The 24,572-nt window shown below is 37.2% G+C and carries 19 protein-coding genes; 13 read left to right on the top strand and 6 right to left on the bottom strand.

Annotation, left to right across the window (positions count from 1 at the left end; genetic code table 11):
- The first annotated feature begins 93 nt into the window (after nucleotides 1–93).
- Nucleotides 94–2,001, top strand: coding sequence for a glucosaminidase domain-containing protein (locus QM859_RS01485; RefSeq protein WP_414261862.1), 1,908 nt, complete (start codon nucleotides 94–96; stop codon nucleotides 1,999–2,001).
- 171 nt (nucleotides 2,002–2,172) lie between these two features.
- Here QM859_RS01485 and QM859_RS01480 read toward each other — a convergent pair whose 3' ends face one another.
- Together QM859_RS01480 and QM859_RS01475 are read right to left on the bottom strand one after the other, a co-directional pair.
- A complete protein-coding gene (locus QM859_RS01480) occupies nucleotides 2,173–3,903 on the bottom strand; it encodes a Gamma-glutamyltranspeptidase (protein ID WP_414261861.1) in 1,731 nt (576 codons plus the stop codon).
- Between the two features lie 310 nt (nucleotides 3,904–4,213).
- Nucleotides 4,214–6,055 carry an Ig-like domain-containing protein gene (locus QM859_RS01475; RefSeq protein ID WP_414261860.1) on the bottom strand — a complete coding sequence of 614 codons (1,842 nt, stop codon included), beginning with the start codon at nucleotides 6,053–6,055 and terminating at the stop codon, nucleotides 4,214–4,216.
- A 525-nt stretch (nucleotides 6,056–6,580) separates the two neighbouring features.
- Here QM859_RS01475 and pynA point away from each other — a divergent pair.
- The 12 genes from pynA to QM859_RS01415 all read left to right on the top strand — a co-directional run bounded on the left by pynA (nucleotide 6,581) and on the right by QM859_RS01415 (nucleotide 19,758).
- Nucleotides 6,581–7,273 (top strand): pyrimidine 5'-nucleotidase PynA, encoded by a 693-nt coding sequence (gene pynA, locus QM859_RS01470; RefSeq protein ID WP_414261859.1) that lies wholly within the window; start codon nucleotides 6,581–6,583, stop codon nucleotides 7,271–7,273.
- A 173-nt stretch (nucleotides 7,274–7,446) separates the two neighbouring features.
- A complete protein-coding gene (locus QM859_RS01465; protein WP_414261858.1) occupies nucleotides 7,447–8,535 on the top strand; it encodes a hypothetical protein in 1,089 nt (362 codons plus the stop codon).
- A 343-nt stretch (nucleotides 8,536–8,878) separates the two neighbouring features.
- Nucleotides 8,879–9,634: a DUF4336 domain-containing protein gene (locus QM859_RS01460; RefSeq protein ID WP_414262185.1), complete on the top strand. Its 756-nt coding sequence runs from the start codon at nucleotides 8,879–8,881 to the stop codon at nucleotides 9,632–9,634.
- Between the two features lie 13 nt (nucleotides 9,635–9,647).
- Nucleotides 9,648–10,301, top strand: coding sequence for a uracil-DNA glycosylase (locus QM859_RS01455; RefSeq protein ID WP_414261857.1), 654 nt, complete (start codon nucleotides 9,648–9,650; stop codon nucleotides 10,299–10,301).
- A 9-nt stretch (nucleotides 10,302–10,310) separates the two neighbouring features.
- Complete coding sequence (locus QM859_RS01450) at nucleotides 10,311–10,775, top strand: NUDIX hydrolase (protein WP_016465828.1); 465 nt, start codon at nucleotides 10,311–10,313, stop codon at nucleotides 10,773–10,775.
- 12 nt (nucleotides 10,776–10,787) lie between these two features.
- Nucleotides 10,788–12,056, top strand: a complete 1,269-nt coding sequence (locus tag QM859_RS01445) for a dihydroorotase (protein WP_414261856.1) — start codon at nucleotides 10,788–10,790, stop codon at nucleotides 12,054–12,056.
- A 43-nt stretch (nucleotides 12,057–12,099) separates the two neighbouring features.
- Nucleotides 12,100–13,440 carry an MATE family efflux transporter gene (locus QM859_RS01440; RefSeq protein WP_414261855.1) on the top strand — a complete coding sequence of 447 codons (1,341 nt, stop codon included), beginning with the start codon at nucleotides 12,100–12,102 and terminating at the stop codon, nucleotides 13,438–13,440.
- A gap of 181 nt (nucleotides 13,441–13,621) precedes the next feature.
- Nucleotides 13,622–14,590 carry a thiamine pyrophosphate-dependent dehydrogenase E1 component subunit alpha gene (locus QM859_RS01435; protein WP_070460439.1) on the top strand — a complete coding sequence of 323 codons (969 nt, stop codon included), beginning with the start codon at nucleotides 13,622–13,624 and terminating at the stop codon, nucleotides 14,588–14,590.
- Nucleotides 14,591–14,606: 16 nt separating this feature from the next.
- Nucleotides 14,607–15,599, top strand: a complete 993-nt coding sequence (locus tag QM859_RS01430; protein WP_006152177.1) for an alpha-ketoacid dehydrogenase subunit beta — start codon at nucleotides 14,607–14,609, stop codon at nucleotides 15,597–15,599.
- A gap of 325 nt (nucleotides 15,600–15,924) precedes the next feature.
- The gene (locus QM859_RS01425; protein WP_004253723.1) at nucleotides 15,925–16,968 is read left to right on the top strand and encodes a dihydrolipoamide acetyltransferase; all 1,044 of its coding nucleotides are present in this window, start codon (nucleotides 15,925–15,927) and stop codon (nucleotides 16,966–16,968) included.
- Nucleotides 16,969–17,006: 38 nt separating this feature from the next.
- Nucleotides 17,007–18,710, top strand: a complete 1,704-nt coding sequence (gene lpdA, locus QM859_RS01420; RefSeq protein WP_414261854.1) for a dihydrolipoyl dehydrogenase — start codon at nucleotides 17,007–17,009, stop codon at nucleotides 18,708–18,710.
- A 58-nt stretch (nucleotides 18,711–18,768) separates the two neighbouring features.
- Nucleotides 18,769–19,758: a lipoate--protein ligase gene (locus QM859_RS01415; protein WP_311522293.1), complete on the top strand. Its 990-nt coding sequence runs from the start codon at nucleotides 18,769–18,771 to the stop codon at nucleotides 19,756–19,758.
- A gap of 72 nt (nucleotides 19,759–19,830) precedes the next feature.
- Here QM859_RS01415 and xerS read toward each other — a convergent pair whose 3' ends face one another.
- The 4 genes from xerS to ylqF all read right to left on the bottom strand — a co-directional run bounded on the left by xerS (nucleotide 19,831) and on the right by ylqF (nucleotide 24,435).
- A complete protein-coding gene (gene xerS / locus QM859_RS01410) occupies nucleotides 19,831–20,901 on the bottom strand; it encodes a tyrosine recombinase XerS (protein WP_006151847.1) in 1,071 nt (356 codons plus the stop codon).
- A gap of 350 nt (nucleotides 20,902–21,251) precedes the next feature.
- Nucleotides 21,252–22,802 carry a ClC family H(+)/Cl(-) exchange transporter gene (locus QM859_RS01405; protein ID WP_414261853.1) on the bottom strand — a complete coding sequence of 517 codons (1,551 nt, stop codon included), beginning with the start codon at nucleotides 22,800–22,802 and terminating at the stop codon, nucleotides 21,252–21,254.
- A 15-nt stretch (nucleotides 22,803–22,817) separates the two neighbouring features.
- Nucleotides 22,818–23,597 carry a ribonuclease HII gene (locus QM859_RS01400; protein ID WP_414261851.1) on the bottom strand — a complete coding sequence of 260 codons (780 nt, stop codon included), beginning with the start codon at nucleotides 23,595–23,597 and terminating at the stop codon, nucleotides 22,818–22,820.
- On the bottom strand, nucleotides 23,584–24,435 hold the full coding sequence (gene ylqF, locus QM859_RS01395; protein WP_006151811.1) for a ribosome biogenesis GTPase YlqF: 852 nt from the start codon (nucleotides 24,433–24,435) through the stop codon (nucleotides 23,584–23,586). The genes QM859_RS01400 and ylqF overlap by 14 nt, the downstream gene beginning before the upstream one ends.
- Nucleotides 24,436–24,572 lie beyond the last annotated feature (137 nt).

The raw sequence follows: 24,572 nt of genomic DNA, 5'->3' as shown, positions 1-24,572 counted from the left end.
GAAATTATATTGTATAATAAAATGGATGGTTGTCGTCCTTAAACGAGATAAAAAAAATAAAGAATATGAATTTATAAAATTGAAAGGATAAAAATGAAAAAGATATTACTAGCAAGTACAGTTGTTCTTTCTATGGCTGGGATTTCAAAAAACAACGTCCTGGCTGAAGAAAACCAAGCTACAAACAAAGTACAAAGTTCAGAAAAAACTGTAGCAAATGGAACGAGTAAGGAAGCTAAAGAGAAAAAGCAAGCTCAAGGTCAAGAGCAGAACGATAAGCAGAATCAAAACGAAACACAAACCAAGGCAGAAAAGGATTCTTCTCAATCTAAACAGAAACAAGAAACAGCCCTTACCAAGGATAACTCTTCAACAGAAGAAATTACTGAAGAGGTCAACAAAGAAGGTTGGCAAAAAGAGAATGGTCAATGGCGTTATTATGAAAGTAAAAATGCTGTTACGAATTGGAAAAAAATAGCTGGTCATTGGTATTATTTTAACCAAGATGGTATCATGCTTAGCAATACAGTTTATGATGACTATCTCTTTAATAAAAGCGGTGCTATGGTTGAAACTTCTTGGGTAAAAATAGAAGAGAAGTGGTATTATGCCACAGAATCAGGAAAGATTATCCGCAACAAATGGGAAAAAATTAACGGTTCATGGTATCGTTTTAATGAAACTGGTATCATGTTAAGCAAAACTATTTATAATGACTATCTTCTTCAGACTAGCGGTGCTATGGCTGAAAAGAACTGGGTAAAAATGGATGAAAAGTGGTACTATGCTACTGATTCAGGAAAAGTCGTTCGTAATAAATGGGGAAAGATTAATAGCTCTTGGTACTTATTTGACTATGCCGGCGTCATGTTGAGTAGTCAATGGAAAGATAAATACTACCTAAAAGATAGTGGGGCCATGGCTCAAAGTGAATGGTTCTTTGATAAAAAATACAATAGTTGGTTCTACTTAAAATCTGATGGTGCTTATGCTGAGAACCAATGGCAAGGCTCTTACTATCTCAAATCTTATGGATATATGGCCAAGAATGAGTGGGTTTTTGACAAAAGTTATAACGCCTGGTATTATCTCAAAGAAGATGGGGCATATGTAACTGGTAATTTCACCATTAACGGGAAAGACTATACTTTCCAAAGCAATGGAAAATGGATTTCTGATACAGCAGCATACTATAAAGTAAAACCAATTACAGCAAATGTATATAATGCTTCTGGTAAGAAACTCAGCTATATTTCGCAAGGAAGTATTGTATCGATTGATGGAGATGAAGCCAAAGACGGTCGACTTCCAGTCAAAATCTCTGGACTTTCAGGCTATATGAATAAGAGTGATTTAGTAGCTGTCAGCTCAGATAGTGACTTCATTCCTCACTATTCATCTGATGGAAATTATCTTTATCATGAGTTATCACCATACGCAAGTATCCGTGTAGCCCCTCATAGTTCATCAATGGCTATTGGTAAAAAATATTATTCAGCTGATGGTATTAACTTTGAAAACTTTACAGTTGAAAATCCTTTCTTATTTAGGGATTTAAGAAAACCAACTAATTACACAGCTGAAGAATTGAATAAGGTTTATTCTCTTATGAATATTCAGGGCAGCCGCCTTGCAGGTAAAGGAGAGGTCTTCAAAGAAGCGGAGAAACGCTATCAGGTGAATGCACTCTATCTCATGGCTCACAGCGCTCTAGAAAGTGCATGGGGGCGTAGTCAGATTGCTAAGGATAAGAATAACTTCTTTGGTATTGCTGCCTATGATACTACTCCATATGATTCTGCAAAGAGTTTCGACAATGTTGATAAGGGAATCCTAGGTGCAGCTAAATGGATCAGAGAGAATTATATTGATGAAGGTAGAACCCATCTTGGCAATAAATCATCTGGAATGAACGTTCTTTACGCTTCTGATCCGTATTGGGGTGAAAAGATTGCAAGTATCATGATGACCATCAACAGTAAACTAGGTGAAAAAGACTAAAATAAAAAACGATAACTAAACTGATTTAGTTATCGTTTTTTATACTTATTCAGTTTAAGTTTTTTATTTAAAATATTTAAAAGAAATGTAAAAGGATTCACTTTAAAAGTAAATCCTTTTAGTTTTATAATGATTGAAGACTTGAGAATCTAAATCTTATATTCTATATGCCTAATCATTTTCAGTTTTACGAGTTTTTGCAAGAACGATAATCGATGAAACTAGAACAAGTGAACCAAGAACTGCAATAAGTGTTCCTTTGCTCTCCCCAGTAAATGGAAGTCCTGGTTTTTCTTCAGTAGTAGTTTCAGAAGAAGATGATGGAGTTGTAGTAGTTGTAGGTGCAGGTGCAGGTTCTTCAGTAGTAGTTACTGAAGTTGTAGGTGCTTCAGTAGTAGTTACTGTAGATTTAGGCTCTTCAGTTGTAGTTGTTGTACTTGAAGTAGTCTTAGGCTCTTCAGTTGTAGTTGTAGTACTTGAAGTAGTCTTAGGCTCTTCAGTTGTAGTTGTAGTACTTGAAGTAGTCTTAGGTTCTTCAGTTGTAGTTGTAGTACTTGAAGTAGTCTTAGGTTCTTCAGTTGTAGTAGTTGTAGTTGAAGTAGTCTTAGGTTCTTCAGTTGTAGTAGTTGTAGTTGAAGTAGTCTTAGGCTCTTCAGTTGTAGTTGTTGTATTTGAAGTAGTCTTAGGCTCTTCAGTTGTAGTTGTTGTAGTTGAAGTAGTCTTAGGTTCTTCAATTGTAGTTGTTGTAGTTGAAGTAGTCTTAGGCTCTTCAGTTGTAGTAGTTGTAGTTGAAGTAGTCTTAGGTTCTTCAGTTGTAGTTGAAGTAGTCTTAGGCTCTTCAGTTGTAGTAGTTGTAGTTGAAGTAGTCTTAGGCTCTTCAGTTGTAGTTGTGGTTGTAGTAGTTGAAGTTTGATCGCCATCCACACCACCGTTTGCATTGATGTTTGCCACAGATGCGTTTACTTCTTTGGCCACAACCGCAGTTTCACCTTTTACTTGGTACCAAACTTTCGTGTTGTTCTTGAAGTGTTTCTGAGCATCGATTTCTACTTTTGTACGATAGAAAATAAGAACGCCGGTCTTGTTGATAAGGTCTTTAGGAATCGTAACTACAAATTTTCCTGAAGCATCCACTGTAAATGTTGATCCAGGGAACGCTGCTTTGAAATCTTCAATCGCTGTAGCACCAGAATAGTAGCCAGGTTTGTTTCCTGTTGTTGTAATTTTAAAGCTGTCTGGCACTAATTTGTGTCCGCCTTGAACTTCGTCTTCGACACGAACGTCGCCGTCCACTTCTAAGTTCATTGCATTGATGGTTAATACCCAAAGAATGTGTTCAGGATCGTCAGCGTGCATATCACCTGCTTTGAGATAGAATGGAGCGCTATTAACACCAGTAGCCATTTTTTTAACGTTTAAATCTACTGTTTTAACTCCACTGATAATAGTAAATTTACCAACATGTTCTTTATCAGTTGCTGTATTGTTATGACCTTCAATCTCAAATTCCCCCCAACCACGGATGTTTTGAAGGTTTCTGATAGCTTCATTAAAAGTAACAGTTGCAGATCCATCAGTAATGACCATGTCTCCAACGTAAGTTCCATCAATACTTAGTGGAATTGTCTTTTTAAAACCAACCCCAAAGACTGTCCCAGAACTAGTCCAATTAACTTTTAATGTATCACCTGGTTGAATTTTTTGTGCGTGCTCGTCAAATGTAAACTTAACGGTTGTTTGTCCGCCATCGGTGATTTCATTTGATGAGACAGTCAGTGAACTAATATTGTTGCTGACGTCTCCTGCTTTTACCACATCAGATCGTGAAAATACTATGATTAATAATGGTAAAAATACAAGAAAGAAGACTTTTGCAAGCCTACTTAGATTATTTTTTCTCATTTTCTTCTCCTATTTGTCTCCAAATTCTACACTTATTTGTATATTAAAACTTAAACCTACAAATATATGAATAATTTTATAGGTTGCTTTTCCAAGACAACACTAATTTAAATGCACCTCCCACTAGTCAATAATAAAAAAACATCCTATAAAGTGAATTGTATCACAAATAAATAAAATTTCAAGCATTTAAATGTTTTAAGTATAAAATTATACTTGTTCAACAGAAAAAAATTATTCATTCATTGAGGAAATGAAAAAGGGCTATTATTTGAAATAGCCCTTTTAAATAATTAATCAATCTTTAACCTTATTTCTTTTCATTTTTGCGTAAAAAAGCAATGGCAGCGATAGATGAAATTAGAGTTACAAATCCAATGATAGTAACTAACGCCCCTTTATCTTCTCCGGTTTTAGGAAGTCCAGGTTTTTCTTCGGTTGTAGTTACTGTAGTAGTCGTAGGCGCTTCAGTAGTGGTTACTGAAGTCGTAGGCGCTTCAGTAGTCGTTACTGTAGTCGTAGTAAGCTCTTCAGTTGTTGTAGTACTTGAAGTAGTCTTAGGTTCTTCAGTTGTAGTTGTAGTACTTGAAGTAGTCTTAGGTTCTTCAGTTGTAGTTGTAGTACTTGAAGTAGTCTTAGGTTCTTCAGTTGTAGTTGTAGTACTTGAAGTAGTCTTAGGTTCTTCAGTTGTAGTAGTTGTAGTTGAAGTAGTCTTAGGTTCTTCAGTAGTGGTTGTTGAAGTAGTTGTTGACTCTTCAGTCGTAGTTGTTGAAGTAGTTGTAGGCTCTTCAGTAGTCGTTGTGGTTGTTGAAGTTGTAGGTGCTTCAGTAGTGGTTGTTGAAGTCGTAGTTGTAGTTGTCTCTTCTTTTGGATTCACAATTGTTTTTGTTACTGAATGATCTGCTCCAAAATCTTCAACGTTAACTTCTGTATCTGTAACTTTGATGATATGACCTGAAGGGGCTTCAATTTCAGTTAAGATATATTTATCTTTTAACAGTTTGCCAACAGCAATATTGCCATTTTCATCTGATTCAAACTCACCAATGACTTGATTATTAGCTTGACGAACGACTCTAAACTTAGCACCTTTAAGTGGTTGGTTAGCATCATCGACTTTATGAATGTTGATTGAGTAAACATAACCAACACCAGCACCACCAGCAATTTGAACGGCAGCAGCATTCGTTACATTTTTGGTTTCAATACCTAGACCTTTAAGAGTTGCTTCATTTCTCAAAACCTCTCCGTCGACAGGATCATAATTTAAACGAACATTATAAGCAATACGATATTGGTCATTTTCAGTAACATCACCTAAATCGATAACAAATGATTGACCATCTTCGCTAATTGTAATCTTATGTTGGTCTGTTACATCAACTCTATCAGAGAAAACCCATTCCCCAGCATCATAAGAGAATTTACCTTTAATAATTTTAATGCTATCTTTTTCGTAAGAAGCATTCGTAAATTGCAAGTGATCCTCAAGTGTAACATTCTTAATATTTTGCTTTGTACGATTGACAGAAATCGTGTATTGAATTTCCCTTTGATCCCCTGCGTTTACCCAACTAGTCTTTGTTAAAAGTCTAGGATTTCCGTCGCCGACACCAGTAAATGAAACTTTACCAGCAACTTTTGTTTCTTTGTTAATGGTGATTTCTACTGGAACCTCACCTTTTTGTGGGTGTTTTTTGAAATCAATCCGCGCGTAAAAGAAGAATGATCCGCTTGTATCTGAGTGTTTTTCAACATAATCCGTATAGGTAATTGTAATGGATTTATTATCTGGGCTTACTTCAGCATTTGCGATAACTTCCTTCGTATTTAAATCAAGAATTTTAAACGAAGTGTTAGTAATCATCAAAGCATCTGGAACAGTAACTACAGTTGAATCTCCTGCTTTAACATTTTTTCCAGACAAATCATAATCAGCGTTGATTCGGAAGGTTGCCCACTGTTGTAAGTCCCAGTTGAGAACTCCGCCTTCGTTATTTGTTACTTTAACATTTTGGATTGTATCCACAAATTTTCCAGATACTGAAACCTCAGGAGTTTCAGCAAAAGTTTTATTCAAACTAAATACGAAAATAGTTGTCAATACAAAGATCAAAAATGAGAAAATACTAAACTTTTTCTTTTTGTTCATCATATACATCCTTCTTATAAATTTAAGATAGTATCTAAATATAATATAAAGTATCGTCAATCACTAACTGAAAGACGAGTTAGTCATATAGGTTTATTTTATAGACAAACTTTAACCAAACCTCCTCCTAGTCTAACACTAAAACTTCCCTATAACGTGAATTATATCACAATCGAACATGAACATCAATATTTAAGGTGATAAATTATTATTAAAATGTAAGCTATTTGAATTATTGTATAAATTATGTTTTCAACAGACGAAAAATTTATAAAATCAGTTTCATTTCTCATAAAAATAGAAGAAATTTAGTATCAGATTTATGCTTAAATGATATCCTATATTGCTGTCACATTTTAGTAATTTAACATATTTTTTTAAAGTCTAACTAGTAATTTAAGCGCTGTTAGATTAAACTTTATCAGGTCAATTTTGTCAACTTAAAATTACCACACTTGGTTAATAGTTTTGTTTGTGCTATACTTTGAACTAAGTGAAAACTATAAAATGATGGAATAAAATTATATGACTTACAAATTTCTACTCTTCGACCTTGACCACACCTTGCTTGATTTTGATGCTGCTGAGGATGTGGCTCTGACTCAACTTCTAAAAGAAGAAGGAATTGCGAATGTCCAAGCCTACAAAGACTATTACGTTCCCATGAACAAGGCTCTCTGGAAGGATCTGGAGCAAAAGAAAATCAGCAAACAAGAGCTGGTTGACACGCGCTTTTCACGTTTGTTTGCTCATTTTGGAATCGAAAAAGATGGCTTATATTTAGCTGAACGCTATCAGTTTTATTTGGCTCAACAGGGGCAGGTGTATCCTGGTGCTATGGAACTTCTAGATAATCTTATTGATCGTGGCTATGAACTCTATGCTGCAACTAACGGGATAACTACAATTCAGACAGGACGTATGGCTCATTCAGGTTTAGCTCCATATTTTAATCATATTTTCATCTCAGAACAACTGCAAACTCAAAAACCTGATGCACTTTTCTATCAAAAAATTGGTCAACTAATTCCAGATTTTACTAGAGAAAAAAGCCTGATGATAGGAGATTCTTTGACAGCAGATATCCAAGGCGGAAATAACGCTGGAATTGATACTATCTGGTATAATCCGAATCATATGAAAAATAACACAAATATCCAGCCGACGTATGAAGTTGACTCTTATCATGCTTTGCTTGATTGCTTGGAGCTATTTTAAAATTGTAATCTAAAGGATACTAAAAAACTTGAGGACATGAAGCTCAAGGATTTTTTGATATAATTTGAAAACGCTTTATTTATTTGATATAATAAATCATACAAGGATATAATTACAAGTTAAACAGCTTAAATCGTTAGAAATAAAACTGATAATTATAGGAGTAAATGAGTATGATTTTCAAAAGAAATAAAAGAGTCATGAACTTCATGTTGATGTTAAGTGCTTGTTTCTGCCTGATTTGTCTAAGTGCCTGTCAGTCAAATAAGGTAAATTCAGTAGATGATTATAAAATGGCTATCTGGGATAGCGATAAAATAGCTGTATTTGATGATTATGATTTAAATGAATTCAAGGGTAATATAGCTAGAAAAGAAAAATATATCTATTGGGCAGAAAGTTTTTCGGAAGCAGGATCCTATTCAACTGCAAAAACAAAAGATACCTCAGGTCTAAAAAGATATGTATCTAGAATTAATAAGGAAAATTTAAGTGAAACGTTTAAATTAGCAGAAGGAAGTGATGCATATGCATCCATAACAGATGGGGATTATTTATATGCAACCGCTGTCTTTACAGATAGAATTGAATTTTACAAATATGATAGCAATTTAGAAGTTGTCACTAATGTTACCATGACAAATGATGGTCAACTAAATGCCAGTCAACAGTTTGTTATTGTAGATGATTATTTATACTTACTTGTAACCACACTGAATTTATCTACTCAAGTTCCTAATGCCGAAATTTGGAAAATGGATAAAGAATTCAACATCGTCGAAAAATATAATCTAGACGAAACATCAGCATATATGAGAATGGTTAATGTAGGTGATGTCTTGTATATTGTGGAAGCACTTAGTGGGCGTAATTCTGATGGGGAATATAAGTCAGGAAATAAATTATTGGTTTTTGATTTAAAAAGTCAGAGCAAGAATTATATCGATATTCCTGATAAATATCCAACTAGTATTCACTATGATGCTAAAAATAATCAATTGATTATAGAGAATGAAGGATTGTATAATGGCGAATTTTCCTTTACTACAGTCAATCTAGATAATTTAGAAAAAGATATTATTCATCTAGAAGGCTTTAGTACAGAGCAATATATTGCACCATATTTTACATTTAAAGACAACATCTATTATTTTTTATTTAATGATTCTCTGGTTAAATATGATATTGTTGATAAGAAACAAACAGTTATCAGTTTAGAAAATTACAAGATAAAAGATGCACATTATATGATTGTTAAATAGTTTCTTTTCTGAGTGACTTCAAAAAATGAAAATTTAATCTTTCAGATGTTTTCAAGTATAATTCTAGTAGTCACCCCCTGGCTCGAGCTAAGGGGTGATTGGATTAAGTTTGTTATAAGCATAGATTTACAAGGCATTTGAAAACTCCTGCAAGGAAAAGATTTGAAAGATATCATGATAGTTTTTAGTAATGATTAGTTATCTTTCTGATTATTCTGAATAAACGCTCTTTGGTATAGATTCTTTAAAAACTTCTCGAAATCTCAATAGATACTTTTAAAAGTGGTTACAATAGCCACTTTTTGCTATAATAGAGGCAGTGAAAACAAAGGAGTAGTAAATGATGTCAAGACCAGCTCTTTCTCTTTATGCACCATTATATACACTAAAGGAAGTTGATCAAAATATCTGGATAGTAGACGGTGATTTGATTCAAATGGATATGAAGGTCTTTAAACTACCTTTTCAGACACGTATGACGGTGGTTAAGTTAAATGATGGCAAACTCTGGATTCATTCTCCTATCGCGCCAAACGAGGAGCTCTTTACTGAACTGGATGCTATGGGCAGAGTCGCTTACCTGATTTCTCCTAATAAGATTCACTATACCTATATTGCAGATTGGAAAAAAAGATATCCTCATGCGCAAGCATGGTCTAGTCCAGGAGTTGAAGAGAGAGCGAAAAGTCAGAAAGTAAAGCTGGTATTTGATGCTCCCTTAACAGATGAGTCTCCTGACTTATGGTCTGACGAGATTGATCAACTTATTTTTAAGGGAAGTTCTGTGATTGAAGAAGTGGTGTTTTTTCATAAATCAACTAAAACACTCATTGTAACGGACCTTATAGAGAATTTTGAACCGGAAAAGATAGCTAGTCCAATCCGAAGAAAAATCTATCGGTTAGCCCGAGTAACAGCCCCTGATGGGCAAACTCCAATCGATTATAGAATGACCTTTTTTAGAAGACAAATAGAGGCAAAGGTTTCCTTTACCCGTATGTTAAACTGGGAACCTGATAAGATTATACTTGCACATGGTTTATGCTTTTTTAAAAATGGTACGGATGAATTAAGACGTGCTTTTCGATGGATACTGTAAAGGAGAGAAAGCAATGGAACACTCATCTTGGCACGCCTTGATTAAGGAGCAATTACCGGAAGGTTATTTTGGGAAAATCAATCACTTTATGGAGCAGGTTTATGCTCAAGGAACTGTCTATCCGGCCAAGGAAAAGGTTTTTCAGGCTCTTTTGACAACTCCTCTTGAAGAGGTTAAAGTGGTGATTCTTGGGCAGGATCCTTATCACGGACCTGGTCAGGCTCAAGGTTTGAGTTTTTCTGTTCCAAATAATATCCCAGCACCTCCTTCTTTGCAAAATATTTTAAAAGAACTTGCTGATGATATTGGAGTTAAAGCATCCCATGATTTGACAGCTTGGGCTGATCAGGGAGTTTTACTTCTCAATGCTTGCTTGACCGTTCCTGCTGGGAAGGCCAATGGTCATGCTGGTCAAATATGGGAGCCTTTCACGGATGCCGTGATTCTGGTTGTCAATAATCTAGATAGACCTGTAGTCTTTGTACTCTGGGGTGCTTATGCACGTAAGAAAAAGTCATTGGTAACAAATCCTCAACATCTGATTATCGAATCAGCCCATCCAAGTCCCTTATCCGTTTACAGAGGATTTTGGGGTTCCAAGCCTTTTTCCAAGGCCAATACATTCTTAACAGAGACAGGACAAGAGCCGATTGATTGGCTTAGATAAGGAGAGAATATGCCCCAGTTAGCGACGATTTGCTATATAGATAATGGAAAAGAACTGCTCATGCTTCATCGCAATAAAAAGCCTAATGATGTCCATGAAGGAAAATGGATCGGTGTAGGTGGAAAGTTAGAGCGTGGTGAAACTCCACAAGAATGTGCGACCCGCGAGATTTTAGAAGAAACAGGATTGAAAGCTAAGCCAGTTCTCAAAGGTGTAATCACCTTTCCTGAGTTCACACCAGACTTAGACTGGTACACCTATGTATTTAAGGTAACTGAGTTTGAGGGGGAGTTGATTGACTGTAATGAAGGGACATTAGAATGGGTTCCTTATGATGAGGTTTTAAGCAAACCGACTTGGGAAGGGGACCATACCTTTGTCGAGTGGCTCTTAGAGGATAAGCCTTTCTTTTCAGCCAAATTTGTTTATGATGGTGATAAGTTATTGGATACCCAAGTGGATTTCTACGAATAAAGGAGAAAGCAGATGTTACTAATTAAAAATGGTCGAGTAATGGATCCTAAGTCTGGTTTGGATCAAGTGTGTGATGTCTTGGTTGAAGACGGTAAAATTGTCAAAATTGCACCACAAATTAGTGAAAAAGAAGCAGAGGTCATTGATGCAACTGGTCATGTAGTTGCACCCGGTTTGGTGGACATCCATGTTCATTTCCGTGAACCTGGTCAAACTCATAAAGAAGACATTCATACAGGTGCACTAGCAGCAGCAGCTGGTGGTTTTACGACAGTTGTCATGATGGCTAATACCAATCCAACCATCTCCGATGTTGAGACTTTGCAGGAAGTTCTTCAATCTGCGGCAAAGGAAAAAATTAATGTTAAGTCTGTAGCAACGATTACCAAGAACTTTAATGGCCAAGACTTGACTGACTTTAAGGCGCTTTTAGAAGCTGGAGCCGTTGGTTTTTCAGATGATGGTATTCCGCTTGAAAGCAGTAAAGTGGTCAAGGAAGCTATGGAAGAGGCTAAAAAACTCAATACCTTTATCAGCTTACACGAGGAAGATCCTGGTCTGAATGGTACGCTAGGTTTTAATGAAAATATTGCTAAAGAACACTTCCATATTTGTGGCGCTACAGGAGTCGCTGAGTATGCAATGATAGCTCGTGATGTCATGATTGCCTATGCAACCAAGGCCCATGTTCATATCCAGCACTTATCCAAGGAAGAAAGTGTTAAAGTTGTGGAGTTCGCTCAAGGTTTGGGAGCAAACGTAACTGCAGAAGTAGCACCGCAACATTTCTCAAAGACCGAAGCGCTTCTCTTGACTAAGGGAAGTAATGCTAAGATGAATCCACCACTTCGCTTGGAGTCTGACCGCCTTGCAGTTATTGAGGGGCTTAAATCTGGAGTCATTTCAGTAATTGCGACAGATCACGCGCCTCACCATGTAGACGAAAAGAATGTCGAAGATATCACCAAAGCTCCTTCAGGTATGACAGGACTGGAAACTTCATTGTCACTTGGTTTAACTTACTTAGTCGAAGCTGGTGAGCTAAGCTTGATGAAATTGTTAGAAAAAATGACCTATAATCCAGCTAAATTGTATCATTTTGAAGCAGGATATTTGGCTGAAAATGGTCCAGCTGATATTATGATTTTCGATGATAAAGCTGACCGAATTGTAGACACACATTTTGCTTCTAAAGCAGCTAATTCACCATTTATCGGTGAAACTTTAAAAGGGCAGGTAAAATACACTATTTGTAATGGACAGATTGTTTATAAAAACTAGATGAAATACTGCTCTATAAAATTTAAGTTTAGAGAGAGTCTGTATGTATCCAACCCATCATTTTAAAGACAAGTTCATTTTATTTCTTAAGATTTTCTTCCCTATTTTGGTTTATCAATTCGCAAATTATTCGGCTTCCTTTGTCGATACAACCATGACCGGCCAGTATAATACGATTGATTTAGCTGGTGTATCAATGGCTACTAGCTTGTGGAATCCTTTCTTTACTTTTTTAACAGGTATTGTTTCTGCCTTAGTCCCTATAGTTGGACATCATTTAGGACGTGGAAAAAAAGAAGAAGTGGCTTCTGATTTCTATCAGTTTCTTTATCTTTCGCTTGGCTTATCCATTTTTCTATTTGTTTTAGTTTTTCTGGTTGCTCCTCTAGTTCTAAATAATATGGGATTAGAAGTAGCGGTAGCAAATATAGCAGTTCGTTATCTATGGTTTTTAGCAATAGGGATTATTCCTCTCTTGCTCTTTAGTGTTATTCGTTCGTTACTGGATGCGCTTGGGTTAACAAGGTTGTCCATGTATTTGATGCTTTTATTACTCCCTCTAAATAGTGGTTTTAACTATTTATTGATTTATGGTGCCTTTGGTTTTCCTGAGTTGGGAGGAGCTGGAGCGGGACTTGGGACCTCTATGGCTTATTGGGCCTTGTTGGGTATATCTATACTCGTCCTTCTTAAACAAGAAAAATTAAAAGAACTACATTTAGAAAACCGACTACCTTTAGACAGGAATAAAATAAAAGAAGCGATAAAACTGGGGTTACCTATTGGTGGAACTGTATTTGCAGAAGTTGCTATTTTTTCAGCCGTTGGCTTGATTATGGCGAAGTTTTCATCATTGATAATAGCTAGTCATCAGTCTGCCATGAACTTTTCATCTCTCATGTACGCTTTTCCTATGAGCATTTCAACAGCAATGGCTATTGTTGTTTCTTACGAAGTTGGTGCTAAACGTCTAGAGGATGCTAAAAAATACATAAAAATCGGACGACTATCAGCTATGGCATTCGCAATTTTAACACTTTCTTTTCTGTATGTGTTTAGAGAAAATGTTGCCAGTCTCTATGGTCATGATCCAGAGTTTATTCAACTGACTGCTAGTTTTATGACCTATAGCTTATTTTTCCAGTTAGCTGATACATTTGCGGCACCATTACAAGGGATTTTACGAGGCTACAAAGATACTGTCATCCCTTTCTACCTTGGTCTCCTTGGATACTGGGGAGTTGCTATACCTCTTGGTTTATTTCTAGATTATTCAACAAATCTCGATGCTTATTCATATTGGATAGGTCTTATCGTAAGTTTAGTTGTCAGCGGATTACTCTATCAGTGGCGTTTACAAGTTATTATGAAAAGATTCAAATAATTTGTGAAAATATCCTTGAAAAATAACTTTGTGAAATAGCCATTTTACGTAAAGAAAAGTCTTGATTTCATTGACTTTTCTTTTTTTATATTGTGAAAAAATATCAAGCATAATCTTTGACTCTAGTTAACCTATAAGTTAGAATAGAACTATAAGAAATTAAACTTAGAAAGGCAAGATTATGTCAACTTTAGATAAGAATCTTTTGCTTGAGATGTTCCGTAAGATGGAAGAAATTCGTCGTATGGATTTAAAAATTGCTCAATTAGTAAAAAAAGGAAAAGTGCCAGGTATGACGCACTTTTCTGTTGGTGAGGAAGCTGCAAACGTTGGGGCTATGTTAGCTCTAAACGAAGACGACCTCATAACATCGAACCACCGTGGTCACGGACAAGCCATTGCTAAAGGAATCGACCTTAATGGTATGATGGCTGAAATCCTTGGTAAGTATACTGGAACTTGTAAAGGTAAAGGTGGATCAATGCACATCGCCGACCTTGATGCAGGGAACCTTGGTGCTAACGGTATCGTAGGTGGTGGTATGGGGATTGCAGTAGGTGCAGCTCTTACTCAACAAATGAAAAACACTGGCAAGATTGTTGTTTGTTTCTTTGGTGATGGAGCGACGAATGAAGGTGTATTCCACGAAGCTGTTAATATGGCTTCAATTTGGAATCTTCCAGTAATTTTCTACTGTATTAATAACGGTTACGGAATCTCTGCTGATATTAAGAAAATGACAAATGTTAAGCATATCCATGAGCGTAGTGCTGCTTACGGTATTCCTGGAATGTTTATCGAAGACGGTAACAATGTTATCGATGTCTATGAAGGATTTAAGAAAGCAGTTGACCATGTTCGTTCTGGTAAAGGTCCTGTCTTGATCGAAAGTGTAACCTATCGTTGGCTTGGTCACTCATCATCAGACCCTGGTAAATATCGTACACGTGAAGAAGTCGATATGTGGAAGGAAAAAGATCCAATCGAAAACCTTCGCAAGTACCTTGTTGAAAATAAAATTGCTAGTGCAGAAGAACTTGAAGAAATTCAAGCTCAGGTCAAGGAAGCAGTGGAAGCATCTGTTAAGTTTGCAGAAGAAAGTCCATTCCCTCCACTAGAATCAGCTTTTGAAGATATTTACGCAGACTAAGGAGAAGCAGAGAAATATGGAAACAAAATTAATGTCTTTCCGCGATACCATTATCCTTGCAATGTCTGAGGAAATGCGTCGCGACGAAAATGTACTATTGATGGGTGAAGATGTCGGTGTCTTTGGTGGAGACTTTGGTACATCTGTAGGTATGCTTGAAGAATTTGGACCAGAACGTGTTCGTGACTGTCCGATTTCCGAAGCAGCTATTTCTGGAGCAGCTGCTGGTGCTGCTATGACTGGACTTCGACCAATCGTTGACATGACTTTCATGGACTTTTCTGTTATTGCCATGGATAATATCGTCAACCAAGCAGCTAAAACTCGTTACATGTTTGGTGGTAAAGGTCAAGTACCAATTACAATCCGCTGTGCTGCTGGTAACGGAGTAGGTTCTGCAGCTCAGCACTCACAATCATTGGAATCTTGGTTTACTCATATCCCAGGATTGAAGGTTGTAGCTCCAGGTACACCAGCTGATATGAAGGGGCTTCTTAAGTCTTCTATCCGTGACAACAACCCTGTTATCATTCTTGAATATAAATCAGAATTTAACCAAAAAGGTGAAGTTCCTGTTGATCCAGACTATACTATCCCACTTGGTGTTGGAGAAATCAAACGCGAAGGAACTGATGTAACGGTAGTAACATACGGTAAAATGCTTCGTCGTGTCATGCAAGCAGCTGAAGAATTGGCTGAAGAAGGCATCTCAGTAGAAGTTGTAGACCCACGTACTTTGGTTCCGCTTGATAAAGACATCATCATTAACTCAGTTAAGAAAACTGGAAAAGTAGTTCTTGTCAACGATGCCCACAAGACAAGTGGTTTTATCGGTGAAATTTCAGCTATTATCTCAGAATCAGAAGCATTCGATTATTTAGATGCACCTATTCGCCGTTGTGCAGGTGAAGATGTACCGATGCCTTACGCACAAAATCTTGAAAATGCAATGATTCCGACAGTTGAAAGCATCAAAGATGCAATCCGTAAAACTCACAACAAACAATAATACATAAAATAAATTATGTAAATAAATTAGACGAGAAGCTTTGTATCTAATAGATGCAAAGTTCTCTACGTCCTTAATATCTTAGATTAGAGCACGGGCTAAAGTCTGTGTGAAAAAGATAAACTTTCCTAGAAACTAAAGTTTCTTCGTCAAGTTTCCTATTTTCACTTTGACTTTTAACGCCCTTAGTATCATGTAATTGAATTCGGACGGAGGTCTGTGAAAAAAAGATAGATTTCCTTGTGTTCATCGAACACATCGTCAATCTCCTATTTTTTCATTGCCCTCTACGTCCTTAATATCTTAGTATAGAATAGGAGAGGTCATGGCTGATGATAAGCTAAGAGCGACTCCTGCAGCTAGAAAATTAGCGGATGATTTAGGAATTAATCTCTACGATATTTCTGGCTCAGGCGCAAACGGTCGTGTCCACAAAGAAGACGTGGAAACATTTAAAGACACTAATGTGGTTCGCATTTCACCACTTGCAAAACGAATTGCCCTTGAACATAACATTGCATGGCAGGAAATCCAAGGAACTGGTCATCGTGGTAAGATTATGAAGAAGGATGTTTTAGCTTTCCTTCCGGAAAATATTGAAAACGATACGATTAAGTCACCTTCTCAGATTGAAAAAGTGGAAGAAGTTCCAGATAACGTAACTCCTTATGGGGAAATCGAGCGTATTCCAATGACACCGATGCGTAAGGTTATTGCTCAACGTATGGTTGAATCATACTTGACTGCACCAACCTTCACGCTTAACTACGATGTCGATATGTCTGAAATGCTTGCCCTTCGTAAGAAAGTCCTTGATCCAATCATGGAAGCAACTGGTAAGAAAATTACCGTTACAGACTTGCTTTCACTTGCGGTTGTTAAGACTCTTATGAAACACCCGTACATTAACGCTTCATTAACGGAAGATGGTAAGACAATTATCACTCACAACTATGTCAACCTTGCGATGGCTGTTGGAATGGATAATGGTTTGATGACGCCAGTTGTTTATAATGCTGAAAAAATGAGCTTGTCTGAGTTGGTAGTTGCCTTCAAAGATGTTATCGGACGTACTTTGGATGGTAAACTAGCTCCTAGCGAATTGCAAAATTCAACCTTCACTATCAGTAACTTGGGAATGTTTGGTGTTCAATCGTTTGGTCCAATTATTAACCAACCGAACTCAGCAATCCTTGGAGTTAGCTCGACAATTGAGAAACCTGTAGTAGTAAATGGTGAAATCGTGATTCGTCCAATTATGAGTCTTGGTTTAACAATTGACCACCGTGTCGTAGATGGTATGGCTGGTGCTAAGTTTATGAAAGACTTGAAAGCTTTAATTGAAAACCCAATCTCAATGTTGGTTTAAAGTATTTGTTTTAGAAATATAGATAGAGGAAGTAAGATATGGCCTTAGAAGTAATTATGCCAAAAGCCGGCGTGGATATGACAGAAGGACAAATCGTCCAATGGAATAAAAAAGTCGGAGAATTTGTAAAAGAAGGAGAAATCCTTTTGGAAATCATGACTGACAAAGTCAGCATGGAATTGGAAGCAGAAGAAGACGGTTACTTGATCGCTATCCTGAAAGGGGACGGCGAGACTGTTCCTGTTACTGAAGTTATCGGTTATCTTGGTGAAGAAGGGGAAAATATCCCAACAGCTGGAGCAGCAGCACCAGAAGCTAGCCCAGCACCTGCAGCAAGTGCTTCAAACGATGATGGTAAGAGCGATGATGCTTATAATATCGTTGTTATTGGTGGAGGACCTGCTGGTTATGTTTCTGCCATTAAAGCAGCTCAATTAGGTGGTAAGGTTGCTCTTGTTGAGAAATCTGAACTTGGTGGAACTTGTTTGAACCGTGGATGTATCCCAACTAAGACTTACCTTCACAACGCTGAAATTATCGAGAATATCGGTCATGCAGCAAATCGTGGTATCGTGATTGAAAATCCTAATTTCACAGTTGATATGGAGAAACTTTTAGAAACTAAATCTAAAGTTGTCAATACCCTTGTAGGTGGTGTTGCAGGACTTCTTCGTAGCTATGGAGTTGATGTTCATAAGGGTATCGGTACTATTACTAAAGATAAGAATGTCTTGGTAAATGGTTCTGAATTGCTTGAAACTAAGAAGATTATCCTTGCTGGTGGTTCAAAAGTAAGCAAGATTAACGTTCCTGGAATGGAATCATCACTTGTTATGACTAGTGACGATATCCTTGAAATGAATGAAGTACCAGAAAGCCTCGTGATCATTGGTGGTGGAGTTGTCGGTATTGAGCTTGGTCAAGCCTTCATGACATTTGGTTCAAAAGTTACTGTTATCGAAATGATGGATCGCATTGTTCCAGCAATGGATGCAGAAGTATCTAAAAACCTTCGCTTGATTCTTGAACGCAAAGGTATGACTATCTTGACAGGTACTAAACTTCAAGAAATCATTGAAGAAGATGGCAAACTCCGTATCAAAGTTGAAGGAAAAGATGATATCATCGCAAATAAAGCTCTTCTTTCAATCGGTCGTGTTCCAGATCTTGAAGGAATCGGAGAAGTTGAGTTTGAGTTAGACCGTGGTCGTATCAAGGTTAACGAGTACATGGAAACTTCTGTTCCTGGTATTTATGCACCAGGTGATATCAATGGTACTAAGATGTTGGCCCACGCTGCCTTCCGTATGGGTGAAGTAGCGGCTGAAAATGCCCTTAAAGGAAATCACCATGTTGCTAAATTGAACTTGACTCCTGCAGCTATTTACACACTTCCAGAAGTAGCAGCAGTTGGTTTGACTGAAGAACAAGCTCGTGAGAAATATGATGTCCAAATCGGTAAATTCAACTTTGCCGCAAACGGACGTGCAATCGCATCAGATGCTGCTCAAGGATTTGTTAAAGTCATTGCAGACAAGAAATATGGTGAAATCCTTGGTGTTCACATCATTGGTCCTGCAGCTGCTGAATTGATCAATGAAGCGTCAAGCATCATCGAAATGGAAATCACTGTTGAAGAAATGCTTAAGACAATCCACGGTCACCCAACATACTCTGAAGTTATGTACGAAGCATTTGCTGATGTTCTTGGAATGGCTATCCATTCACCTAAGAAAAAATAAAAATAGATAGACTAGACTGGAATTATTTTCCAGTCTCTATCGTATTAGAAGGTATCTTATGAAATACATTATCAATCATTCAAACGACACTGCTTTTAATATCGCCTTGGAAGAATATGCCTTTAAACACCTTTTGGATGAGGATCAAATCTTCCTGCTTTGGATTAACAAACCATCTATCATTGTCGGTCGTCACCAAAATACGATTGAAGAAATTAACCGTGACTATGTACGCGAAAACGGTATTGAGGTGGTCCGCCGTATTAGCGGTGGTGGAGCTGTTTACCACGATTTAAATAACCTCAACTACACGATCATCTCAAAAGAAGATGAAAACAAGGCTTTTGACTTCAAGAGCTTCTCAACTCCAGTTATCAATACACTAGCTCAACTTGGTGTTAAGGCTGAATTTACAGGTCGTAACGACTTAGAAATCGACGGTAAGAAATTCTGTGGTAATGCTCAAGCCTATATCAATGGCCGTATCATGCACCATGGTTGTCTTCTCTTTGACGTGGATTTGTCAGTCCTAGCTAACGCACTTAAAGTATCTAAAGATAAGTTCGAGTCTAAAGGAGTTAAATCAGTCCGTGCTCGAGTAACTAATATTATCGATGAGTTGCCAGAAAAGATCACTGTTGAAGAATTCCGTGACTTACTCTTGGAATACATGAAAAAAGAATACCCTGAGATGACTGAGTATGTATTCTCAGATGAAGAATTGGCTGAAATCAATCGCATCAAAGAAACTAAGTTTGGAACTTGGGACTGGAACTATGGTAAATCACCAGAGTATAACGTCCGTCGAGGAACTAAATTCCCAAGCGGTAAGGTTGAAATCTTTGCGAATGTTATTGAGTCAAAAATTCAAGACATCAAGATTTATGGTGACTTCTTTGGTATCGAAGACGTAGCAGCAGTAGAAGATGTCCTTCGTGGAGTGAAATATGAACGCGAAGATGTCCTTAAAGCACTTCAAACTATTAACTTAGGCCGTTACTTCGCAGGAATTACTGCAGAAGAAATTGCTGAAGCTGTTGTTGAATAAACAAAAAAAGAAGTTGGTTTTTTCCAGCTTCTTTTTTTGTATCTATTATTTACATAATTTATGTTATGTATCTTATAAGCTATCCAAGGCATTTTTCTGTTCGTCATTAACGATATGCGTATACAAGTCGGTAACTTGTGTGCTAGCATGTCCTAGCTGATGACTGACCAAAACTTGGGATTTGGTTGCATCATAGAGACGAGTTGCAAGAGTATGGCGCAGTTTGTGGGGAGTTACACGGACTTTAAAGTCTTCTGAATACTTGGCCACCATCTTTTCAACACTAGAAGCATCAATCCGGTTTGGAACACCTCGATACAAGGTTAAAAAGAGGGCTGTATCGGTTTTTTCTGTCTTATAACGCTTGTCTCGAATAGCGAGATATTGTTCTAAATAAGGTTTAGCAAAGGCAGCGACATTAACCGAGTCACGTTTTCCGCCTTTACGAGTGACGTCAATCACCATCATCTTAAGATTGAGGTCTCGAAGATCAAGGTTAACTGCTTCGGAGAGACGAACACCAGAAGCGAGAAGGAGTGCAATGATGGCTAAATCTCGCTCCTTATTCTTGTTAAAGGACGATAAGGCTCGATTTGAGAGAGTTTTAGGGTATTCCTCATCTATATAATTCAAAAATCCCTCTGTTTCATCCCCTAAAAAGAGCTTTTGCTTGATATTTTCAGCTCGCGCAGCCAAGGTTTCTTTCTTTTTCTTGGTAGCAACCTTCTTCATGACATTGCGATAGAAATAAGGTTCACCTTGTTCATTTTCAACCTCCTCAGTCAAATACTTATAAAGGCTAGAAAGTGCCGAAAGGGTACGGTTAATGGTTGTTTGAGAAACCCCGTTTTTCGTCGTATTGGCATTGAGCAGAGGACGTTCACGCAAGTAAAGGATAAAGGATTCCATGTCTTTCTTGGTCATGTGCTCCAGAACCTCTAAAGGGATATTAGCCATGGTGTCAGCATCTGATATACCAGATTCTAAGACCCAGGTGAAAAATCGATCGTATTCTTTTAAGTATTCGTATAAGGTCGTAAAACTATATGGAACGGCCAGTTTTGATTGGTAATATTCTAAAACGTACCAAGGCATGACCTGTTTGAGTTTATCAATCCGTTCTAATAAGATCTCGCGTTTCATGTTTTTCTCCAAATCTTTCTATACTAGTAGTATAGCATATCCACATATATTTTTCAAGAAAATTATAGTTTTTCGGAAAGATGTTATAGAGGAGATTTAGGAATGTTCAAATAAGCTATATAATTCTAAAAAACGAATAGATTGGCTAACTGAATTATTGATCATTAATTTATTGACTTAAAAAATTTCTAAGGCTTCTACAGTTTAAGTTTATTAGAATACAATATAAAAACTCGATACCATTATTTAGGAATCGAGTTTTGATTCATATGATTCGGTCTATCATTTTAATTACTAATCTTAGACCACTAATATACAAGACATAATATAATTTATGTAAATAACTAATCCTACAACAATAAATCTTTCACTTTTCCAATTTCACTTTTTGGAATCACGAGATGAATCATATCACCTAGATACATCCTTGTAGATCCATTAACTGTCTTACTCTTACCATTATGTACCTGGGTTGTGATGAGCACATTGTGTGGTAAATTGAGTTCATGTACTTGCTTACCAGCTATTTTGTCTGATACTGGAATTTCAATTAGTGTAATTTCTCCATCATCAGTTGCTGATTCAGGTAACATTTTTTCTAGCATGGCTTCATAGACGGGCGCTCCTTTGAGCAGATCCATAACAATATAGGCAACTAGGGTCACCATACCTAAAGGCATGAGATTACGGATATCACCGACCATCTCAGTCACAAGAATCATAGCTGTCAAAGGTGCTTTTGAGATAGCACCAAAATAACCACTCATTCCAAGAATCACAAAGATAGGGAATTGCTGCTGGCTAACAAGACCAAGATTGACACAAATAACACCGACCAGAGCTCCAAGTAAGGATCCTAAAGCTAAAATAGGTAGGAAAATTCCACCAGGAAGTCCACTTCCGTAACTGATCATGCTCCAGATAAAGCGAATGATGAAGTAAATGAAGAGAATTTGAAAACTAAAATCTTGTTCTGTTAAGGATAAGACAACCTGATTTCCCCCACCAAGTATTTGTGGTAGGAAGATTCCTACTGGAATGATAAGGAGAAAGGCTAGAATAGGATAATAGGCCTTATCCAGATGAATCTTTTGACCAATCCAATCATATACTTTTCCGACATTCAGAACAGCTTTTTCATAAAGAAAACCTGAGAGTCCAAGAAAAATTCCCATAATCAGGTAAATCCAATACTGGCTTAGACTCATGAGAGGGATATCATCCGGCATATCAAGCACAGGAGTTAAACCAAAGATGAGAAGGGAAACGAAGTTTGCTACTAGACTAGCAGCCAAGGTAGAAACCCAGAAGAATCTTGAAAAATGGTGATAGACTTCTTCTACTACAAATAATAACCCCGCAATCGGTGCATTAAAGGCTGCAGCAAGACCAGCCGCAGCTCCGCTAGCAATCAAAGAACGCTCCTCAACAGGGCTAGACTTGAGCCATTTAGCAATTCCTTTTCCTCCAGCGGCACCTAGCTGAATACTGGGACCTTCACGACCGAGCATAAGCCCACTCGCAATGGCCAAAATGCCTAGAATGTATTTCTTCCAAAGGATACTCCACCAGTTGAGAGACATGAGACCTTTTAACTCCGCTTCAACTTGAGGAATACCAGAACCTTTGATATCTTTTTCTGAACGTGTTAATTTGGCACTAAGTAAGCAAATGAGGATATAAAACAATAAAATAATCAATAGATTCCGTATCAGATTTTCTTGGTCTTGATAAAATCCTTGAACGATATGAAAGCCTTTTTCTATCAAAAATCGAAATGATCCTACAATAATTCCTACGACTAATCCGACAATAATACCTCGCCCAACTTGAGCTAAGATCGTACTGGACGCGAAAGCAAATTCTTTCTTGGAACTAAGTATTTCCGACTGTTCCTCCATAATTCTCTCCTTTAATTATCTTTTATTAGTTTCTGAAACGATCGTTTTAATCGGTTCAAAACTGGTGCGATGAATAGGTGTGACACCGTGCTTTTCAATTCCTTCTAGATGCTTAGCAGTTCCATAGCCAGCATTTTGAGAAAAATCATAACCTGGAAATTCTTGGTCATAGTTTGCCATGATCTTATCTCTGGTAACTTTAGCTATAATCGATGCTGCTGCAATAGATAAGGAGTTGGCATCCCCTTTGATGATGGATGTCTGAGAAATCGGCAAATCTAATTTCATAGCATCAATCAAAAGATGTTCTAGCTGAGGTTCAAGTTGTGAGATAGCTTCCTTCATGGCTAGTTTCGTCGCTTCATAAATATTGACTTGGTCAATGACTTGATTGTCCATAATCCCGATACCGATTGCTAGGGCATTCTCTTTGACAGCCTGAAAAATCTCCTCGTGTTTTTTCTTAGGAATTTTTTTGCTGTCATTTAAACCTTTAATTTTACAATTTTGAGGTAAAATCACTGCAGCAGCCACCACTGGACCAGCTAGCGGACCACGTCCAACTTCATCTACACCTGCAATTAGAGATATCCCTTTACTATATAGATCTTTTTCATATCGAAGCATGGCTTCTAAGCGAAGATTTTCATCCATTTCTGCTTGGATGGCCTTTTTACGCTTTTCAATTTCCTTTTGTACACCTGAACGAGAATCTTTTTCAAATTCCTTAAAAAAGGGACTTTCAAGATCAGTTATCTTTGCTAATACTTCTTTTATTTCTTTAATCGTTGCCATTGAGATCATCCAATGTATCTAATGTGTAATTACCAAGTTTTCCATCACGAACTTCTTTGACAAAGAGATTGTAAAAACGATCGTAATCATCACGGAAACCAAGGATACGCGTCATGTCCATGATAATCTCTGGAGCCTCATCGTCCAGATTCATTTGTTTAAAACGTTCTTGAAGCTTTTCAGGATAATGGGTTTTAAAGTAATTGAGACCGAAAATCGTTACCTCATCCATTGGAAGTAACTGATCCTTAATTGCTCCCGTAAGGGCAAGTTTTAGTGCTACGGTTTCATCTTCGAATTTAGGCCAAAGAATCCCTGGAGTATCCAAGATTTCAAGGTCCTTATTGGTTTTAAGCCATTGTTGACCCTTAGTAACACCAGGTTTATTACCAACAACAGCAATTTTCTTACCAGCTAAACGGTTCATCAGAGTCGATTTACCAGCGTTTGGTATCCCGATAATCATGGTACGCAAGGTCTCAATTTGAATTCCACGTTCTTTTTGACGAGCAATCTTGTCTGCCATGAGTTTCTTAGCAGCATCCGTTACTACTTTTACTGTTATTTGTTCCTTAGAGTTGATAGCAAGTGTCTGAATACCTTGTGATTCAAAGTGCTGACGCCACTCTTTTGTTAATGCTGGGTCTGCAAGGTCTGCCTTGTTTAGAATCAATAACCTTGGTTTGTCCCCGATGATTTTAGTCAGCATCGGATTTTGACTAGACAAGGGCAATCGTGCATCTACTAAAACTGTCACAAAATCAACAAATTTTAAATTTTCCTGGACCTGACGACGCGCCTTTGACATATGTCCAGGAAACCATTGAATAGTTGCCATTTTATTTCCTTTTCTTCATACAAACTTATTCTATAAAACATAGATGATTACTGACTATTTTACCATATTTTGGCTAATTTTGCAGATGAATTATGTCTTTAAAAAAGGGGAATCCCCCTTTACCAAGAGGGAAAGAG

The sequence above is a fragment of the Streptococcus infantis genome, from assembly GCF_047463175.1.
GTDB classification, from domain to species: Bacteria; Bacillota; Bacilli; order Lactobacillales; family Streptococcaceae; genus Streptococcus; species Streptococcus infantis_AC.
The sequence above is the reverse complement of the archived record's forward strand: the minus strand, read 5'-3'. Positions and strand labels throughout refer to the sequence as shown.

Bases quoted from the DNA above. Each gene is read 5' to 3' on its own strand.
- QM859_RS01445 (WP_414261856.1), top strand. From the start codon at position 10,788: ATGTTACTAATTAAAAATGGTCGAGTAATGGATCCTAAGTCTGGTTTG.
- QM859_RS01480 (WP_414261861.1), bottom strand. From the start codon at position 3,903: ATGAGAAAAAATAATCTAAGTAGGCTTGCAAAAGTCTTCTTTCTTGTA.
- lpdA (WP_414261854.1), top strand. From the start codon at position 17,007: ATGGCCTTAGAAGTAATTATGCCAAAAGCCGGCGTGGATATGACAGAA.
- QM859_RS01425 (WP_004253723.1), top strand. From the start codon at position 15,925: ATGGCTGATGATAAGCTAAGAGCGACTCCTGCAGCTAGAAAATTAGCG.
- QM859_RS01405 (WP_414261853.1), bottom strand. From the start codon at position 22,802: ATGGAGGAACAGTCGGAAATACTTAGTTCCAAGAAAGAATTTGCTTTC.
- QM859_RS01435 (WP_070460439.1), top strand. From the start codon at position 13,622: ATGTCAACTTTAGATAAGAATCTTTTGCTTGAGATGTTCCGTAAGATG.
- QM859_RS01460 (WP_414262185.1), top strand. From the start codon at position 8,879: ATGTCAAGACCAGCTCTTTCTCTTTATGCACCATTATATACACTAAAG.
- QM859_RS01430 (WP_006152177.1), top strand. From the start codon at position 14,607: ATGGAAACAAAATTAATGTCTTTCCGCGATACCATTATCCTTGCAATG.
- QM859_RS01400 (WP_414261851.1), bottom strand. From the start codon at position 23,597: ATGGCAACGATTAAAGAAATAAAAGAAGTATTAGCAAAGATAACTGAT.
- QM859_RS01415 (WP_311522293.1), top strand. From the start codon at position 18,769: ATGAAATACATTATCAATCATTCAAACGACACTGCTTTTAATATCGCC.
- pynA (WP_414261859.1), top strand. From the start codon at position 6,581: ATGACTTACAAATTTCTACTCTTCGACCTTGACCACACCTTGCTTGAT.
- QM859_RS01455 (WP_414261857.1), top strand. From the start codon at position 9,648: ATGGAACACTCATCTTGGCACGCCTTGATTAAGGAGCAATTACCGGAA.
- xerS (WP_006151847.1), bottom strand. From the start codon at position 20,901: ATGAAACGCGAGATCTTATTAGAACGGATTGATAAACTCAAACAGGTC.
- QM859_RS01440 (WP_414261855.1), top strand. From the start codon at position 12,100: ATGTATCCAACCCATCATTTTAAAGACAAGTTCATTTTATTTCTTAAG.
- ylqF (WP_006151811.1), bottom strand. From the start codon at position 24,435: ATGGCAACTATTCAATGGTTTCCTGGACATATGTCAAAGGCGCGTCGT.
- QM859_RS01475 (WP_414261860.1), bottom strand. From the start codon at position 6,055: ATGAACAAAAAGAAAAAGTTTAGTATTTTCTCATTTTTGATCTTTGTA.
- QM859_RS01465 (WP_414261858.1), top strand. From the start codon at position 7,447: ATGATTTTCAAAAGAAATAAAAGAGTCATGAACTTCATGTTGATGTTA.
- QM859_RS01485 (WP_414261862.1), top strand. From the start codon at position 94: ATGAAAAAGATATTACTAGCAAGTACAGTTGTTCTTTCTATGGCTGGG.
- QM859_RS01450 (WP_016465828.1), top strand. From the start codon at position 10,311: ATGCCCCAGTTAGCGACGATTTGCTATATAGATAATGGAAAAGAACTG.